Raw genomic sequence first — 17,656 nt, forward strand, 5'->3', positions numbered from 1 at the left:
ATGTCAGTTCGAAAGCATGCGGTCGACCCAGCCGAGGAAGCCGCCTTCGGCACGTACCGGCTCAAGCGCCTTCGCCGGCACCGATGCGGCGCGTTGGGTGTGGGCGCGCGGCGGCAGGTATTTGTTGGTCGGGTGATAGCCGAGTTCCGGCATCAGGTCGACGCCGCCACGCTCCGCAACCAGTTGCGAGACGGCTGACAGGGGATCGCCGAGGTCGCCGAAATGCCGGGCGCTGGTCGGGCACGCGGCGACGCAGGCCGGCACGCGATCTTCCTCGGCCAGATTGTCATTGTAGATGCGGTCGACGCACAGCGTGCACTTCTTCATCACGCCGACATCGGTGTCGAATTCACGCGCGCCATAGGGACAGGCCCAGCTGCACAATTTGCAGCCGATGCACTTGTCCTCGTCGACCAGCACGATGCCGTCCGAGGCCCGTTTGTAGGAAGCGCCGGTCGGGCAGACGGTGACGCAGGCCGGCGTCTCGCAATGCAGGCAGGAGCGTGGGAAGTTGACCGTACGCCCGCCCATCTCGGTGGTGTGCTCGTAGCTGTGCACGCGGTTGAACCAGACGCCGTCGACATGGCCGCCATAGGGGTCGATGTCGGTCAGCGGCGCCATGTGGCCGCCGGTGTTCCATTCCTTGCAGGCGGTGACGCAGGCCTGGCAGCCGACGCAGGTGTCGAGGTCGATGACGAGGCCGAGCTTCTTGCCGCTTTGACTTGGCAGACAGGTCATTCGGCCGCCTCTCTTTTCAGCCGGAATTCAGCGCCGAAACGGAGCTTGTCGGGCGCGGGCTCGAAATGCGGTGGCTGCCGGAAACGTTCGAACTGCGGCTCGGTGAAGCCGGCTTCCTCGGCCGCGCATTTGACGATGCGCACGCGCAGGTCGAACCATGCCGCCTGACCGGTGACCGGATCGGAATTCGAATAGCGTTTGCCGTTGGCGTCGGCCGAGGTCCGGTCGCCGATAATGTGGTTGAGCAGGAAGCCGCGATTGGATTCGGCGGCATCGTCCTTCAGCCCCCAGCTGCCCCGCCGCTTGCCGATCGCATTCCAGGTCCAGACCGTGCTTTCGTTCACGCCGTCGACCAGCTTGATCTGCCCCTTGACCTTGCCGTTGATGCTCTCGATCCACACCCAGTCGTCATCGACCAGGCCGAGATCCGCAGCGGTTTGCTGATGCACGAACAGCCGGTTCTGGCTGGTGATCTGCCTCAGCCACGCATTCTGCGATCCCCAGGAATGGTACATGTGCATCGGCCGCTGCGTCAGTGCATGCAGCGGATATTTTTGCAAATCGACGGCCGCTTCCTCGAACGGCATGTACCAGAACGGCAGCGGGTCCATATAAGTCTCGATGCGCTGGCGGTCGCCCTCGGGCGGCAACACACGGCCATGGCCGCGTGCGGCGAGGCGGAAGCGCTGCAAAGGCTCGGAATAGAGCTGGAAGACGATCGGCTCCGCCTTGGGGATGAAGCCCATCTGCACCGCGAAGTCGAGATAGGAGCGGTTGGCCATCTTGTAGTAGCGCTGGTCTTCGGAAAAATCATGGTGCCAGAAGCCGCCATTGTCGATGTAGCGCTGCAACTGGTTTGGATTGGCCGTGCCCTTGCCGATCGAGGTGCCATCCTTGCCGCGCCAGCCGGCGAGCGGACCGACACCGGGCGTGCGCTCATGATTGACGATGTAATCGGCATAGTCGGCATACTTGGCCGCGCCATCGTCATTGACGAAGCCGGGCAGGCCGAGCCGCGCGCCGAGTTCGATCAGCACCGACTGGAACGGCCTGACATCGCGGTCCGGCTCGACGACGGGATGGCGTATGGCGTCGCCCGGTCCGTCGGCATGGCTGATCGGCCGGTCGAGCAGGCTGATGCAATCATGGCGCTCGAGATAGGTGGTGTCCGGCAGCACGAGATCGGCGAACGGCACGGTCTCGGAATAATAGGCGTCGGAATAGATGATGAAGGGGATCTTGTAGTTGCCCGCTTCGTCATGGTCGGTCAGCATGGCGATGGTCTCGACGGTGTTCATCGAGGAATTCCAGGCCATGTTCGACATGTACATCAGCAGCGTGTCGATCGGGTACGGATCGCCCGCCCAGGCATTCCGAATGACGGTGTGCATCAGACCGTGCGCGGCCAGCGGCGCGTCCCAGGAATAGGCCTTGTCGATGCGAACAGGCGTGCCGGCCTCATCGACCAGCAGGTCGTCCGGCCCGCAGACGAAACCGAGCGGCATGCCGTCGAGCGGCGTCATCGGCTTGACGGTCTTGCCTGAAGGCCTCGGACCCGGCGGCGCCGATCTGGGGTAGGGCGGCTTGAAGCGGAAGCCGCCTGGAACATCCACTGTGCCGAGCAGCACCTGAAGCAGATGGATGGCGCGGCATGTGTGAAAGCCGTTCGAATGGGCGGAGATGCCGCGCATCGCATGCATCGCGACGGGCCGCCCCCTGATCGTCTCGTGCCGTCGCCCGGCCCAGTCGGTCCACGCCACCGGCAGTTCGATCGTCTGTTCGAAGGCGACATGCGCGAGTTCGGCGGCGATCCTGCGGATCGTGCCGGCGGCAACGCCGCAGCGTTCCGCGACCGCATCCGGCGCATGGCTCTCATCGAGATAGCGGTCGGCGATGAGCTGGAACACCGGGACGCAGCGGCGGCCGTCGACGGTGAAGCTGCCTGTCAGCGCTGGCTTCGCGTCGGCATCGGTGGCGCTGACAGGTGTCTTCGCTACTCGGCCCCAGGCCAGCAAATTGCCGTCGCCGTCGCGGACGAACAGCCCGTCATCGGCCGCGCCTGGTTCCTGGACGACGAGGACGTGGGCATTGGTGTAGCGCAAGAGATAGTCGAGATCGACGCGGCCGGCCTTCAGCAGTTCGTGGATGAGGGCGAACACGAACAGGCCGTCGGTGCCGGGCCGGATGCCGATCCAGTCGTCGGCAATGGCATTGTAGCCGGTCCGGCACGGATTGATCGAAACCACCTTGGCACCGCGCGCCTTGAGCTTGCCGAGGCCGATCTTGATCGGGTTGGAATCGTGATCCTCGGCGACGCCGAACAGCATGAAGTATTTCGTGTTGTCCCAGTCGGGTTCGCCGAACTCCCAGAACGAACCGCCGATCGTGTAGAGGCCGCCGGCCGCCATGTTCACCGAACAGAAGCCGCCATGGGCGGCAAAATTCGGTGTGCCGAACTGGCTTGCCCACCAGCCGGTGAGCGATTGCGACTGGTCGCGGCCGGTGAAGAAAGCGAGTTTTTTCGGATCGGTCCGGCGGATGGCCGAGAGCCGTTCCGTCGCGATCGAGAAGGCTTCCTCCCACTCGATCTCGCGGAATTCGCCCGAGCCGCGCGGGCCGGTGCGCTTGAGCGGCTTCTTCAGCCTTGCCGGGCTGTAATGCTGCATGATGCCGGAGCTGCCCTTGCCGCAGATCACGCCGCGATTGACCGGATGGTCCTTGTTGCCGTTGATGTAGCGGACCCTGCCGTCCTTGATGTGCACGTCGATGCCACAGCGGCAGGCGCACATGTAGCATGTGGTCTTGGCGATGCTGTCGGAAATGCTTGGCGATGTGTCGACGCCGTCGCCTTCATCGGGCGCGCTGGTATCGGCAAGCGGGCGTTGCGATGGGGCCGAATTCGCGCCGCGCGGCGCTCCGTGCATCATGATCCGGTGGTGCCCGCGCGGCCGGCCGATTTGGCTCGCGTCTTCGGCCCGGGGCCGCGCATGTAATGTTCTTCCGGGTGGTACCTGTCGCCGGCCAGCCGCCGCCGGATGCCGCGGGTCCAATGGGCAAGCAGGGATCTGAACCGCCCGATCATTTTAGTCTCTGCCATCCAATGGCGAATTTTTTCTAACTTCGCTCGAAAATGTAGAATAAAGCTATCGATCTGTCTAATCAGTTGTTCTTGTAAATTCGATCGATATTGGTTCTTAATGCAGGTATGACCCTGGACCAGTTGCGGATTTTCGTCGCCGTCGCCGAGCGCGGCCATATGACCAAGGCGGCCGAGCTGCTGGGCATTTCCCAGTCGGCCGCGTCGGCCGCCATTCGCGCGCTTGAAGAGCAGCACGGCGTTCATCTGTTCAACCGCGTCGGCCGCAACATCGAGCTTGCCCAGACCGGACACCGGTTCCTGCCCGAAGCCAAGGCCGTGCTCGAGCGAGCGGCGGCGGCGCGCAACGTGCTGGAGCATGTCTCGCAGACGGTCACCGGCAGCCTTTCGATCGCTGCCAGCCAGACCATCGCCAGCTACTGGCTGCCGCGCCGGCTGGCTTCTTTCCACGAAGCCTACCCCGCCGTCAGGCTGAGCGTCACCATCGGCAACACCAGGCAGGTCGAGGCCAATGTCCTCGATGGCGCGGCGGACCTCGGCCTGGTCGAGGGGCGCACGGAGTCAGACATATTGCGCCGCGCCAAGGTCGACGTCGACAGGCTGATGCTGGTCGTCGCCAGCTCCCATCCGGAGATCGCCGAAGTCTCGCAGGGTCGGCCCGACATCAAGGGGCTGCGCTGGATCATCCGTGAGGGTGGTTCGGGCACACGCGAGGTGCTGGAGGATCTGGCGCGCCGCGAAGGAATTTCTCTCGCCGACCTGCAGATATTCCTGGTGCTGCCCAGCAACGAGGCGATTCGCCAGGCGGTCGAGGCGGGAGCCGGCGCCGCCATCATTTCGGAGCTGGTTGTGGCGCGCGCCGTCGCCGAGGGCAGTCTCAGATCCGTGCCGCTGGAATTGCCGAAGCGCGACTTCGCCATGATCACCCATCGCGATCGCCAGGCAAGTCTGGCCCAGATGGCGCTCAAGGCGCATCTCGGCGCCGATGAAACTGTGCCCGCCGGCCCGTGAGGGGCAGCGTCAGCCGAACTTCCGCTGGGCGTCGAGCGCAAGGCCAAGCCCGACCGAGCCGAACATGTCGCCATCGATGACGGAAGCCTGCGGCACCAGCGACAGGATCTCTCGTCTTGCCAGCGGGATCGCGGTCGATCCGCCGGTCAGGAACACCGCGGTGACGTCGGATGGCTTGACCTGGGCGTCGCGGATGGTCTGCCCGACCGTGGCGGTGACCCGCTCGATGTCCCTGGCAATCGTGGCGTCCAGCCCACTGCGCGTGATCTCGGCGGCGAACGCCGCGTCCGGCAGCTTCACCGCGACTTCAGCGGACGATCTGTCGGTCAATTCGATCTTGGCGTTTTCGACCAGTGCTGCCAGTGCATGCCCATAGCGATGCTCGACGATATGGATGAATCGGTCGACCAGGTCGGCACGCACCGCTTCGTAGCGGATCTGGCGCAGATGCGTCATCGCCTTGGCGGTGTAGACCAGGTTGATGCGCTGCCACGTTGCGAGATCGATGAAATAGCTGGCCGGCAGGTTGCGCTTGCCGTCCTTGGTCGCGGAGAGGTAGCCGAGCTGCGGCATCACATGGGCAATGCTCAGCAGCCGGTCGAAATCCGTGCCGCCGATATGGATGCCGCGGCTGGCCAGGATGTCGTCCTTGCGGTCGAGCGACCGCGAGCGCTGCGGTGAGACGCGCACGATCGAGAAATCCGACGTACCGCCGCCCATGTCGATGATCAGCGCCAGTTCCTCGCGCGTCACCTTCTGCTCATAGTCGAGCGCCGCCGCGATCGGCTCGAACTGGAAAGCGATGTGCTTGAAGCCCTGGGCACGCGCGGCGTTTTCGAGTTCGCGTTGCGCCTTCGCGTCGGCTTCGGCATCGTCGTCGACGAACTGCACCGGCCGGCCGAGCACCACGGTCTCGACCGTGTCACCGGCATCCGCCTCCAGCCTCTTCTTGAGATGGCCGAGGAACAGGCCGACTATCTCCATGAAGCCGATCGATCGCGCCTTGATGCGGGTCTTTTCGTGAGCGAGCGAACTGCCGAGCACGCTCTTCAGCGAGCGCATCAGCCGGCCTTCGATGCTGTCGGTGTAATTGGCGATGGCCTGGCGGCCGAAACAAATGCGGTTGTCCTCGAAATTGAAGAACACGGCGCTGGGCAGCGTGACCTGGCCGTCTTCAAGCGCGACGAGACGCGGCTGCCCGTCGCGGATCACGCCGACGGTAGAGTTTGAAGTGCCAAAGTCGATACCGCCGAATGCTGGTCGCATGGCAAATTCCCTGATTTGGTCTTTTGGGGAGCGGCGGCTCGTGTCCGGCCGGCCGGGGGCGTGCTCTAACGCATGACACCGGAAAGGGAAACCTTTTTCGGAAAAACCGTCCGGCGCCTAATCCTTTCGGAAGATCACCCTTCCGAGCCAACCCGTCAGCATGGCCAACGATATGGCGAAGACGCCGTAGAGAAAGGAATAGTCGTGCGCGACACGGAAGATCGATTGCTCGAAACCGGATTTGCGGATTTCGAGCTGGGCCGAGCTTTCCTTGATGAACAGGCCGCTCTTGAACAGGAAGGCGCGCGCCTTGTGGGTGCCGACCGGCACATTCGGTGCCAGCCTGACCGTGGCGCGGAACAGGTTCTGCGACAGGAATTGCACGCCGCCGACATTCTCGCTGTAGAGGCCGGTCGCCGACTTGCGTTCGCGCAGTGCCGCGGTGAATTCCTCGATGGTCGCCGGGCTGCCGCCGGCATCGGCGGGTTGCATGTAGAGGTTGGAAGCGCCGAGCGACAGCTGCTTGTAGCTGTTCGGTTCGGTGATGTCCTGCAAAGGCCGCGTCGTCGCCACCGAATAGGACATCGGCACGTTCTCGAAGGTTTCGGAGTCCAGATTGACCCAGACGCCGAGCACCCGGTCCTTGCGGCGCACCACCACCGGTCGCGGCGGGCCTTCGAGCACGACGATGACATCGTAGCGGCCCTGGCGGGCGACGAGCGGATCGGCGTTTTCCAGCGAGCCGAAGATCGTCAGGTCGGCGCCGGAAAAACCGGCGGTGATCGACACCGCATCGGTGGACAGGCCGATCTGGATCCCTTCCGTCAGCGGCGTCTGCGCCTTCGCGGTGGCGGCAAGCAACGACAGGAGAATGGCGGCTGCGAACGCTCTTGGGCCCGTCATCAGTTGAGGCCCGCGCCGGACAGCGAATAGAGGTTGGGCGGGGTTACGAACAGATCGATGGCGAGCCGGATCGCCACTGCCAGCACCAGCAGCGCCAGCAACGCCCTGAGCTGTTCGCCGCGCAGCCTCTGCCCGGCCTTGGCGCCATATTGCGCACCCGCAACGCCGCCCGCCATCAGCAGGAAGGCCAGCACGACGTCGACCGTCTGGTTGGTGGTGGCGTGGACCAGCGTCGTGTAGGCGGAGGTGAAGATGATCTGAAACAGCGAGGTGCCGATGACGACGTTGGTCGGCACTTTCAAGAGATAGATCAGCGCCGGCACCATGATGAAGCCACCGCCGACACCCATGATCGACGACAGGAAGCCGATGCCGGCGCCCAGGCCAAGCACCGGGATGACGCTGACGAACAGTTTCGAGGCCCTGAACCGCATCTTCAGCGGCAAGCGGTGGATCCAGTTGTGCTGGCCGGATTTCTTCAGCACCGGTGCCGCGCCGCTGCGCGTGGCGCGCAGCGCATTGATGCTTTCGACCAGCATCAGCCCGCCGACGGTGCCCAGCAGCACGACGTAAAGCAGCGAGATGAACAGGTCGAGCTGGCCGAGCCTGCGCAGGAAGGCGAAGACATAGATGCCGCCGGTGGAACCGACTATGCCGCCGGCCAGCAACACGGCGCCGAGCTTGAAGTCGAGCGTGCCTCGCTTCATGTGCGAAAGGACGCCGGAGACGGAAGAGGCGATGACCTGGTTGGCGCCGGTGGCGACCGCGATCGCCGGGGGGATGTTGTAGAAGATCAGCAGCGGTGTGATGAGGAAGCCGCCGCCGACGCCGAACATGCCCGACAGGAAGCCCACTGCCGCACCCATGGCCAGCAGGACGAAGACGTTGACGGAAATTTCCGCGATCGGGAGATAGATGCCCACCCGTCAGTCTCGATCAGTTCTGCCTGTCGGCGAATGCAACCGTTGCGGGCATCTTGGCCCGACAAGCCAATTCGTTCTTGCGCCGGAGGTGCCGCGAAGTCAAACCGCGTAGCATTGCCGAAACAAAAAACATCTCAATCAGTTAACAGGCAAATGTGTGGCAAGGGCGTCGTGGAAGCGACGCATCTGCCGTTATTTGCGCGCCAGCAGGGCCTTGACCAGTTCTTCATCGACCGCGCCGGTCGCCGGCAGCTTGTTGTCGGTCTGGAAAGCCATGATAGCGATCTTCGTCTTCTGGCCCATCTTGCCGTCGGCGCCGCCTGCGTCGTAGCCGTTCTTGTTGAGAATCCGCTGGATGTTCTGGACGGCCTTCTTCATGTCGATGCTGGCGGTCGTCTGCGGTGTGCCGTCCTGCCAGGATTCGGGAATGTCGGCCGAATTGGTTGCGGCATCCAGCGGCTTGGCCTTCCACAGTTCGGCCGCGGCACGGGCGCGTTCGAGCTGTTCGGGCCGCAGCGCGTTGGCGATCTCGTCGCGCTTGGCCGCGGCATCCTTGTCGCCGGTCTTGGCGACGAGCGCGAACCATTTGTACGATTCCTCGAGGTTCTGCTTCATGCCGACGCCCTTGGCGGCCAGGATGCCGAGATTGAACTGGCTGTCCTTGACGCCGACGTCCGCCGCCGCCTGGAACCAGTGCGCGGCCGATTCATTGTCTGTCACGCCATCCGCTGCCATGGCGAACAGCACGGCCAGATTGTGCATGGCGCTGGCATTGCCCTGCTCGGCGGCGAGCTGGTACCAGGTCTTGGCTTTCTTGATGTCGCGCGCGACGCCGATGCCCTTCTCGTAGAAATTGCCGATGCGGTACTGGGCCGGCGCGAAGCCGAGTTCCGCTGATTTCTCGTACCATTTGGCGGCTGCCGCCATGTCTTCCTTGACGCCGCGCGACTCGGCATAGCGCGAGCCGATCTCGAACAGCGCCTTGGCGTCGCCATTGCCGGCGGCATCGCGCAAGGCGACCGGGCCGGCGTTGGTGGGAATGTCGATCTTGGCCGTGGCCGCCACTGAGGAAGCGTCGGCCGGCGGCACAGCGCCGGTAGTGTCCTTGGCGGTGGTAGGCTCAACTGCCATCGGCTGGGTGCCGGTATCAGCATCGCTCGCTTGCGCGTCAGTTCCGGCAGTCGGAGCCGAAGCTGTCGTGTCGAGCGTCGCCGCGCTCGCATCGGCGGGCGTGGCCGAAGCGACAGGCGCGGGAGCCGGTTCGGCGGTCGGCGCGGCGTCCATCGACGGCTCGACGGCTGGTGGCGTCGCCATCGCGCTTTGCGTCGCCATCTCGTCCTTGGTCACCGGCTGGGATGGCTCGGCCTGTCTGACGTCATGGGCTGGCGAGGCTTCGACTGCCGAGGCCTGAACGTCCGTCTTGGGTTGGCTGGCACTGTCGACCGAGGCGGTTTGCACCGGTTGCGAGGCGACGACCGGCGCGGCATCGTTGCTCGCCACCTGCGCCGGATCGGCGAAGAAGGCCTTGCCCAGCTGCAGGCCGCTCAGCGCCAGCAGGATCGCGGTTGTCCCCATCAGGATCGGCTTGCGCCTCGTCTTGAGCAGGTCGCCGATCCGCAACGCCTTCACCGGTCCGGTCATCGTCGACTGGCGCTTGAGCGCATCGGCCTCGGCGGCCGCGGCCTGCGCCGCGCGCCGTGCGGCGGCGATGAAATCCGACTTCGCGGCGTCGGTGTCGTTGGGCTTGGCCGGTTGGCCGCGCTCGTCACGCACGCGCTTCATGATGGCATTGAGGTCAGGCGCGCCGGAGCCGGGCTCCAGCGGCCGGTTGGCCATTTTCGGGTCGAGCGGTTCGTCGAGGTCGACGCTCGGTGTCGAGGCACTCGGCGCCGAGCCGGCCAGCGGCGGAACGTCCGCCTCCTTCTTGCCCCTGAATGCCCGTGCCAGCCCGCCAAACATCGATTTGCGACCGCCTGCCTGTCCGCTTTTCTCGGCGATCGTGTCGGAACCGAGCGCCGCCATCGCAGCGGCAGCGGCGGCCTCGGCAGGTGTGCGCGTGCCCAGGTCGCTACGCGTGCCCAGGCCCCCATGCGTGCCCAGGTCGCCGCGCGGTTCGTTGCGTAAAATGGCGGCGGCGCGGCCATCGAGATCGGCCATGTCTCCGGTCAATGGCATCGGCTGGTCGATATCCATCGACGGCGCGTCGACGGCGATCTTGGAGGACCGTGCGCGGCGCTTGCCGGCCGCCTCGTCCGGTCGCACGTCGAGGAGTTCGCTGACCGCTTCGGCCGGCTCGCCGGGGTCCAGCGACCCCAGCCGGTCGACGATCTTGAGCAACGTGTCGTGGATGGCCTCGAACGTTCTCGAATTGCGCTCGTCCGAGCGCCGCGTCAGCGTCTCGAGCGTCTTCAGGTCCTGGGCCAGGCCGGAAACGGCTGTGGTGTTGGCGCTCGAACCGGCCAGCGAACGCACCGCGTTCTCGGCCGCTTCGCGCGCCGCGCCGAGGATGGAATCGCGGGTTCCGGCCAGCGACTTCTCGATCTCGTTGAGACGCGGGCTGATGTCCTCGAATTCCGGCAGCGGCATGCTGGGCCTGGAAAGATGGGCAGTCAGGCCGGCGACCTGCGCCTCCAGGCTGCGGATCAGCGCCGGATCGATGCCGGCCACCTGCGCGGCCGATGCATCCAGCCGGCTTGAAATGTCTTCGAGCCGGCTTTCCAGGCCACGGATCGCCGCTTCGCCCGCGGGATCGGGGACGCGCGTTTCGATGCGCTTGGCCAGCGCGGTGAAGCGGGCGTCGATGGCTTCCATGATGCCGGCGCTGTCGACTTGCGGCATGCGCTGGTCCAGCCTGTCGGCAACCTCGTCAAGCCGGCGTTCGAGATCGCGAAACAGCATGTTGCCCTGTTCGATGGCGTCGCCCTGGCGGCGTTCCATCATGCCGGACAACACGTCGAAGCGTTGCTCCAGCCCATGGAAGATGTAGTCGGCGTCGGGCATGGCAGGCGCCTGGTCGATCTTGTCGGCGATGAGCGCGATCTGCCTGGCCAGGCGCTCCATCGCCTGTTCGGGCAAATTGGCGCGGCCGGCGAGCTCGTCGACCCGGCTCGACAGCGTGCTCAGCCGGTCCATGACCGCATTGCCCGGGCGATCCTGCGCCACTTCCTCGATCTGCTGGGCAAGCGAGTCGATGCGCTTCTCGATGCGCTCGAAAGCCTCGTGGTCGAATGAATTGGCTTGCGCCGCGACGGTCGAGGCAACGATGGCGCGGGAAATCTCGTCCAGCCGCTCGTCGATCATGCCAAGCGTGTCGCTGCCACGATTGTCCTGCTGGCTGGCGAAGTGATCGACGGCGCCGGCAAGCGTGCGCACCTTTTCCTCGAGCGAGCGCATCGACAGCGATTCCGGCAGATTGTTGACGGCGTTGCTGATCTGGTCCAGCCGGTCGGTCAGAACAGACAGGCCGGTGTCGTCCGAGCGCTTGCGCTGGTCGGCGTCGACGCGGTCTTCGAAGGCCGACCAGCGGCGATCGAAATCGTCCCAGCGGCGGTCGACCTTCTGCACGCTCTCCTCGCGCGCCAACGTGTCGAGCGCGGCTTTGACCTGCTCGAGCTCGAGCCTCAGCATGTTGACGCTTCTGTCGTCGCTCTTCTCGGCCAGTGTCTGGATGGCGCCGGAGAGCCGTTCGAACTCAAGGCCGAGTTCGGCGCTGCCCTTGGCCGAGGCGCCAGGCTTGGCGCCCGATTGGAAAGCCCGCTCGATGTCCTTGCGCAGCGCTTCGAATTCCCGCTGCAGTCCGGCCGTCATCTGGTGACGCAGTTCCTCGCGCATGCCGCGCAACTCGCCAGCGATCTTGCCGACCATGGCAACGCCGTCTTCCTGGCCGCGGACGCGATCGATGTCGCGGGCGATGGCCTGGTAATTCTGCTCGAAAGCGGCGGCGGGCTGCATCGGGCTTTTCGGGCGCGGTGCCGGCTGCGGATCCTCGTACCAGCGCTGCTGGCCGGACGGTTGGCCAGAGGGTTGGCGAGCGGGTTGGCCAGACGGTTGGCCAGCGGGATAGCGCGCCTCAGTGCCGTATTGGCGGGGCTCGGGACGTGCCATCGGGTCCTCGCGCGTGCGCTCCAGCCGCTGCTCCAGCGTTTCGAGGGAACGGTTCAACTGCTCGAGCGTGGTCTGCGGCCTGCGCTGCCTGCCGGCGTTGAGAGTGTCGAGATAGGACCGCTTGCTGTTCATCGGTGCGTCCGTCTTTCAGAATGGCTGGCTCGCGGCCAGCGCCCCCAAAGTCCCTGCCGGAACGAGGCGACCGGCGGCCATGCCGCAGTGGAAGACGAGCTTCCCGGGTTCTCACCCGCGCTCCGAAAAACCGTGAAAAATTCGATACAGGATAAACACGGGTAGCCGACGCGCCCACATTTCGCCCAACGTGGTAAACAACGCGTTAACCAAACTTAAGAAATTGCAAGGGTGTGATTGTTGCCCTGACGGTGCGGCATAAAGCTCGGCTTTCAGAACGCCCTTGCGTCATGAGGCGGCTATCGGTATAGAATTGACGTAAACGTAAACGGCGCATCGAGCGTGCTGTTTGCGATTTGTTTGTTGAAACCACGACAGGAAGCACGCCCCCGCTTCCAGTCAGGCGACGAAGGTCCAGGACCGCGACGCCACCAGACGGGGAAAGCCAGTGACCATGAAGCTTATCTCGGCCGGCGAGACCGCGGCCAATACCAACACTATGTCAGTCGAAGCCGGCGAGGACCTTGTCCGCATCGGCGAGATGGCCAAGAAGTATGGCGTGACGCTGCGCACGCTGCGTTTCTATGAAGACAAGGGCCTGCTCAACCCGCAGCGCGACGGTTCGACCCGTCTCTACACGCGCCGCGACAAGGCCCGGCTGAAGCTGATCCTGCTTGGCCGCAAGGTCGGGTTCTCGTTGCGCGACGTCAAGCAGATGATGGACCTCTACGATCCGACCGGTTCCAACACCAAGCAGTTGCGGTTGGCGCTGGACAAGTCGGAAAAGCAGCTTGCCCGCCTGCAGAAGCAGCGGGCGCTGATCGACGACGCCATCAACGAGCTGAGCGGTTCGATGTCGGCGGTACGCCAGATGCTGGCCGAGCGTTCGGCACCGCAGGCGAGCGTCGCCGGCTAAGCAGAGCTGCTGATTTCCGACCATCAAAGCCGCGTAGCCCTGCCGCTCGGCTTTTCGTTGTTCCCCGGTTGCTTGCCACGCAGCTCTTCGGATTGCTTTGCACTGGCTTGCGCGTCGCCGCGCCGCTACGTTCGTTGTGTGTGGTGGGCGGAAATCTTGTCGCATCGAAAAAATTGACGTTTACGCAAACGTCAATTTTTGCTATCCCCGCTTCGACATTGGCCCGCTAGCCGCGCACGGCTTGATTTCGGGGCCAAATCCGCATGGTGGAGGAAAAGCATGCCGATCTACAGGGCTCCGGTCCAGGACACGCTGTTCGTGCTCAACGAGGTGCTGGGCTATCAGCGCTACTCGAACCTTCCCGGATTTTCCGACGCCACGCCCGACGTGCTGGAGGCGATCCTCGCCGAAGGCGCCAAGCTCGCCGAAAACGTAATGCATCCGCTGAACCGTGTCGGTGACATGGAAGGCTGCGTCCGTCACGACGACGGCTCGGTGACGACGCCGAAGGGCTTCAGGCAAGCCTTCGACCAGTATCGCGAGGGTGGCTGGATGGGTCTGGCCGCGCCGGTCGAGTTCGGCGGCCAGGGCCTGCCCTATGCCGTGCATACCGCCGTCGCCGAATACATGGTGTCAGCCAACATGTCGCTGATGATGTATCCGGGCCTGACGCAAGGCGCGATCGCGGCGATCATCACCCACGGCACCGACGAGCAGAAGGCGACGTGGTTGCCGAAGATGATCGAAGGTGCCTGGACCGGCACCATGAACCTGACCGAGCCGCATTGCGGCACCGATCTCGGCCTGTTGCGCACCAAGGCTGTGCCGAACGGCGATGGCACCTACAAGATCTCAGGCCAGAAGATCTTCATCTCGGCCGGCGAGCACGACATGTCGGACAACATCGTGCATCTGGTGCTGGCCCGCATCGAGGGCGCGCCGGAAGGCGTCAAGGGCATCTCGCTGTTCATCGTGCCGAAGCTCATGCTCGACGCTTCGGGCAATCCGGGCGACAGGAACACCGTCTCCTGCGGCTCGATCGAGGAGAAGATGGGCATCCACGGCAATTCGACCTGCGTCATGAACTATGACGAGGCCGAAGGCACGCTGCTCGGTGAAGCCAATGGCGGCTTGAAGGCGATGTTCACGATGATGAACGAGGCGCGCCTTGGCGTCGGCCTGCAAGGGCTGTCGCTGTCGGAGATCGCCTACCAGAACGCCGTCGCCTACGCCAAGGACCGCTTGCAGGGCCGCTCGCTGTCGGGGCCGAAGGCACCGGACAAGAAGGCCGATCCGATCATCGTCCATCCCGACATCCGCCGCGGCCTGATGACCATGAAGGCCTTCAACGAGGCCGGCCGCGCGCTGGCGCTGTGGACGGCGATCAAGTCCGATATCGCCCACCGCTCTGACGACGACAAGGACCGCCAGGCCGCCGACGACTACACCGGCCTGATGACCCCGGTGGTCAAGGGTGTGCTCACCGATAAGGGCTTCGACCACGCCGTCATGGCGCAGCAGGTGTTCGGCGGTCATGGCTACATCGAAGAGCACGGCATGAGCCAATTCGTGCGCGATGCCCGCATCGCCATGATCTATGAAGGCGCCAACGGCATCCAGGCGCTAGACCTCGTCGGCCGCAAGCTCGGTTTGAATGGCGGCCGCGCCGTGCAGGCCTTCTTCAAGGAGGTCAGCGAATTCTGCGAGGAAAACCGTTCCGACGAGAAGATGGCGCCGTTCACCAAGGCGCTGAAGAAGGGCCTCAACGATTTGCAGGCGGCGACCATGTGGTTGCTGCAGAACGGTATGGCCAAGCCCGACAATGCCGGCGCCGCCTCGACCGATTTCATGCATCTCTTCGGCCTTGTGGCGCTGGGTTACATGTGGGCGCAGATGGCCAAGGTGGCGCTTGGCAAGGCGGACGCCAACGGCTCCCAATCTTCCTATGAAAACAAGGTGGCCTTCTACGACAACAAGGTCGTGACGGCGCGCTTCTTCATGGAGCGGATCATGCCGGAGACCGGCGCTCATCTCGCCCGCATTTCGAGCGGTGCCGACACATTGATGGCCCTGCCGGCGGAAGCGTTCTAAGCTCGACCGGCCGGCACCGCCGGCCTTGTCTGTCGATACGCGGAGGAAATCGTGGCGACAAATCCCGCCGAAGTGCTCTCTTTGCCAAGGCCCGCCTGGGCTGCGGATGAGGTCGGCATGCTCTACGACATGGCACAACGCTTCATGTCGGAGGAAATCGCGCCGCGCTACGACGAGTTCGAAAAGAACGAGATGGTCGACCGCGAGAGCTGGTTGAAGGCGGGAGCTGCCGGTCTGCTCTGCGCCTCGATGCCGGAGGAGTATGGCGGCTCGGGCGGTACGTTCGCGCATGAGAGCGCCATCATCGAGGCCATCGGCCATGTCGGTGTCGACGGTTTCGGCATCGGCCTGCACAATTCGATCGTCGCCCCCTACATCCTCCATTACGGCTCCGAGGAGCAGAAGAAGAAATGGCTGCCGAGACTGGCGACCGGCGAACTGATCGGCGCCATCGCCATGACCGAGCCCGGCGCCGGCTCCGACCTGCAGGGCGTCAAGACGCGAGCCGAGAGGGATGGCAATCAGTACAAGATCAACGGTTCCAAGACCTTCATCACCAATGGCCAGCTTGCCAACTTCATCATCGTCGTCACCAAGACCGATCCGGAGAAGGGCGCCAAGGGCACCTCACTGATCGTCGTCGAGACCGATGAGGTCGAAGGTTTCCAGCGCGGCCGCAACCTCGACAAGATCGGGCTGAAGGCCAACGACACGTCGGAGCTGTTCTTCAACGACATGCGCGTGCCGACCTCCAACCTGCTCGGCCACGAAGAAGGGCAGGGCTTTGTCCAGCTGATGCAGCAATTGCCGCAGGAGCGGCTGCAGATCGGCACCGGGGCGATTGCCATGATCGAGCGGGCGCTGGCGCTGACCATCGACTACGTCAAGGAGCGCAAGGCGTTCGGCAAGGCGATCATCGACTTCCAGAACACCCAGTTCAAGCTGGCCGAGCTGAAGACCGAGGCGACCATCGGCCGTGTCTTCTACAATGATTGCGTGACCCGTCACATCGCCGGCGGGCTCGACCCGGTGACCGCGTCGATGGCCAAATACTGGCTCAGCGACCTGCAGGGAAAAGTCGTCGACGAATGCCTTCAATTGCATGGCGGCTATGGCTACATGAATGAATATCCGATCGCCCGCATGTTCCGCGACGCTCGCGTCCAGCGCATCTACGGCGGCACCAACGAGATCATGAAATTGCTGATCGGACGCTCGCTCTGAGCTGCGTTCGATAAACCCAAGGAGCAAGAAAATGGCTGAGGCTTATGTCTATGACGCGGTGCGCACGCCGCGCGGCAAGGGCAAGAAGGACGGATCGCTGCACGAGGTGCCGGCGGTGCGGCTTGCCGCCAAGACGCTCGAGGCGTTGCGCGACCGCAACGGGCTCGACACCGGCACTGTCGACGACATCATCTTCGGCTGCGTCGATCCGGTCGGCGAGGCGGGCTCGGTCATTCCGCGCGCCGCCGCCTTCGAGGCCGGCTACGACACCAGGGCGCCCGGCATGCAGATCTCGCGCTTCTGCGCCTCGGGCCTCGACGCCATCAATTTCGGTGCTGCCAAGATTGCGCAGGGTGCCGACGAGATCGTCATCGCCGGCGGCGTCGAATCGATGTCGCGCGTCGGCATGGGTGCCTCCGGTGGCGCCTGGTTCATGGACCCTTCGGTCGGCCTGCCCGGCTGGTTTGTGCCGCAGGGCATCTCGGCCGACCTGATCGCCACCAAATACGGCTTCTCGCGCGACGACGTCGACGCCTATGCGGTCGAGAGCCAGAAGCGCGCGGCAAAATCCTGGGCCGATGGCCGCTTCAAGAAATCCGTCATTCCGGTCAAGGACCAGAACGGCCTGACCATCCTCGACCATGACGAGCATATGAGGCCGTCGACCGACATGCAGTCGCTGGCCTCGCTCAACCCGTCCTTCGTCATGCCCGGCGAAATGGGCGGCTTCGATGCCGTCGCGGTGCAGAAGCACCCCGAGGTGGAAGAGGTCAACCACGTCCACCATGCCGGCAATTCGTCCGGCATCGTCGATGGTGCAGCCGCCGTGCTGCTCGGCTCGAAGAAGGCCGGCAAGGCGATGGGCCTGAAGCCGCGTGCCCGCATCCGCACTTTCGCCAACATCGGCTCCGAGCCGGTGCTGATGCTGACCGGTCCGGTCGACGTCACCGAGAAGCTGTTGAAGCGGGCCAAGATGAAGCTGTCCGACATAGACCTGTTCGAACTCAACGAGGCTTTTGCCTCGGTGGTGCTGCGCTACATGCAGGCCTTCGACATCGAGCACGACAGGATCAATGTCAATGGCGGCGCCATCGCCATGGGCCATCCGCTCGGCGCCACCGGCGCGATGATCTTCGGCACGGTGCTGGACGAACTCGAGCGCCGCGACCTCAACACCGCGCTGATAACGCTGTGCATCGGCGCCGGCATGGGCACCGCAACGATCATCGAACGCGTCTGACGGGGAGAGAA

At 64.3% G+C, this 17,656-nt stretch carries 11 protein-coding genes; 5 read left to right on the forward strand and 6 right to left on the reverse strand.

What is annotated here, in order from left to right; genetic code table 11:
- Positions 1-3: 3 nt before the first annotated feature.
- Both BPNPMPFG_RS27135 and BPNPMPFG_RS27140 read right to left on the reverse strand, forming a co-directional pair.
- Entirely contained in the window at positions 4-738 is a 735-nt protein-coding gene (locus BPNPMPFG_RS27135; RefSeq protein ID WP_258591662.1) for a 4Fe-4S dicluster domain-containing protein, read from the reverse strand.
- Positions 735-3,665 carry a molybdopterin oxidoreductase family protein gene (locus BPNPMPFG_RS27140; RefSeq protein ID WP_258591663.1) on the reverse strand — a complete coding sequence of 977 codons (2,931 nt, stop codon included), beginning with the start codon at positions 3,663-3,665 and terminating at the stop codon, positions 735-737. Before BPNPMPFG_RS27140 ends, BPNPMPFG_RS27135 begins: the two co-directional genes overlap by 4 nt.
- Before the next feature lie 278 nt (positions 3,666-3,943).
- Between BPNPMPFG_RS27140 and BPNPMPFG_RS27145 the strand changes: the two genes are divergently transcribed.
- Positions 3,944-4,846, forward strand: a complete 903-nt coding sequence (locus BPNPMPFG_RS27145; RefSeq protein WP_258591664.1) for a LysR substrate-binding domain-containing protein — start codon at positions 3,944-3,946, stop codon at positions 4,844-4,846.
- Between the two features lie 9 nt (positions 4,847-4,855).
- Here BPNPMPFG_RS27145 and BPNPMPFG_RS27150 read toward each other — a convergent pair whose 3' ends face one another.
- The 4 genes from BPNPMPFG_RS27150 to BPNPMPFG_RS27165 form a co-directional block, all read right to left on the reverse strand.
- Positions 4,856-6,112 carry an Hsp70 family protein gene (locus tag BPNPMPFG_RS27150; protein ID WP_258591665.1) on the reverse strand — a complete coding sequence of 419 codons (1,257 nt, stop codon included), beginning with the start codon at positions 6,110-6,112 and terminating at the stop codon, positions 4,856-4,858.
- Positions 6,113-6,229: 117 nt separating this feature from the next.
- Entirely contained in the window at positions 6,230-7,015 is a 786-nt protein-coding gene (locus BPNPMPFG_RS27155; RefSeq protein ID WP_258591666.1) for a TIGR02186 family protein, read from the reverse strand.
- Complete coding sequence (locus BPNPMPFG_RS27160) at positions 7,015-7,938, reverse strand: sulfite exporter TauE/SafE family protein (RefSeq protein WP_258591667.1); 924 nt, start codon at positions 7,936-7,938, stop codon at positions 7,015-7,017. The genes BPNPMPFG_RS27155 and BPNPMPFG_RS27160 overlap by 1 nt, the downstream gene beginning before the upstream one ends.
- 192 nt (positions 7,939-8,130) lie before the next feature.
- Entirely contained in the window at positions 8,131-12,174 is a 4,044-nt protein-coding gene (locus BPNPMPFG_RS27165; RefSeq protein WP_258591668.1) for a peptidoglycan-binding protein, read from the reverse strand.
- A 454-nt stretch (positions 12,175-12,628) separates the two neighbouring features.
- Here BPNPMPFG_RS27165 and BPNPMPFG_RS27170 point away from each other — a divergent pair, with 454 nt between their 5' ends.
- The 4 genes from BPNPMPFG_RS27170 (at position 12,629) to BPNPMPFG_RS27185 (ending at position 17,645) form a co-directional block, all read left to right on the forward strand.
- A complete protein-coding gene (locus tag BPNPMPFG_RS27170; RefSeq protein WP_258596947.1) occupies positions 12,629-13,090 on the forward strand; it encodes a MerR family transcriptional regulator in 462 nt (153 codons plus the stop codon).
- A 279-nt stretch (positions 13,091-13,369) separates the two neighbouring features.
- On the forward strand, positions 13,370-15,181 hold the full coding sequence (locus tag BPNPMPFG_RS27175) for an acyl-CoA dehydrogenase (protein WP_258591669.1): 1,812 nt from the start codon (positions 13,370-13,372) through the stop codon (positions 15,179-15,181).
- 51 nt (positions 15,182-15,232) lie between these two features.
- Positions 15,233-16,405 (forward strand): acyl-CoA dehydrogenase family protein, encoded by a 1,173-nt coding sequence (locus BPNPMPFG_RS27180; protein ID WP_258591670.1) that lies wholly within the window; start codon positions 15,233-15,235, stop codon positions 16,403-16,405.
- A 31-nt stretch (positions 16,406-16,436) separates the two neighbouring features.
- Entirely contained in the window at positions 16,437-17,645 is a 1,209-nt protein-coding gene (locus BPNPMPFG_RS27185; RefSeq protein ID WP_258591671.1) for an acetyl-CoA C-acetyltransferase, read from the forward strand.
- The last annotated feature ends 11 nt before the right edge of the window (positions 17,646-17,656 follow it).

The organism is Mesorhizobium sp. AR07 (assembly GCF_024746815.1).
In the GTDB taxonomy this organism is placed as follows: domain Bacteria; phylum Pseudomonadota; class Alphaproteobacteria; order Rhizobiales; family Rhizobiaceae; genus Mesorhizobium.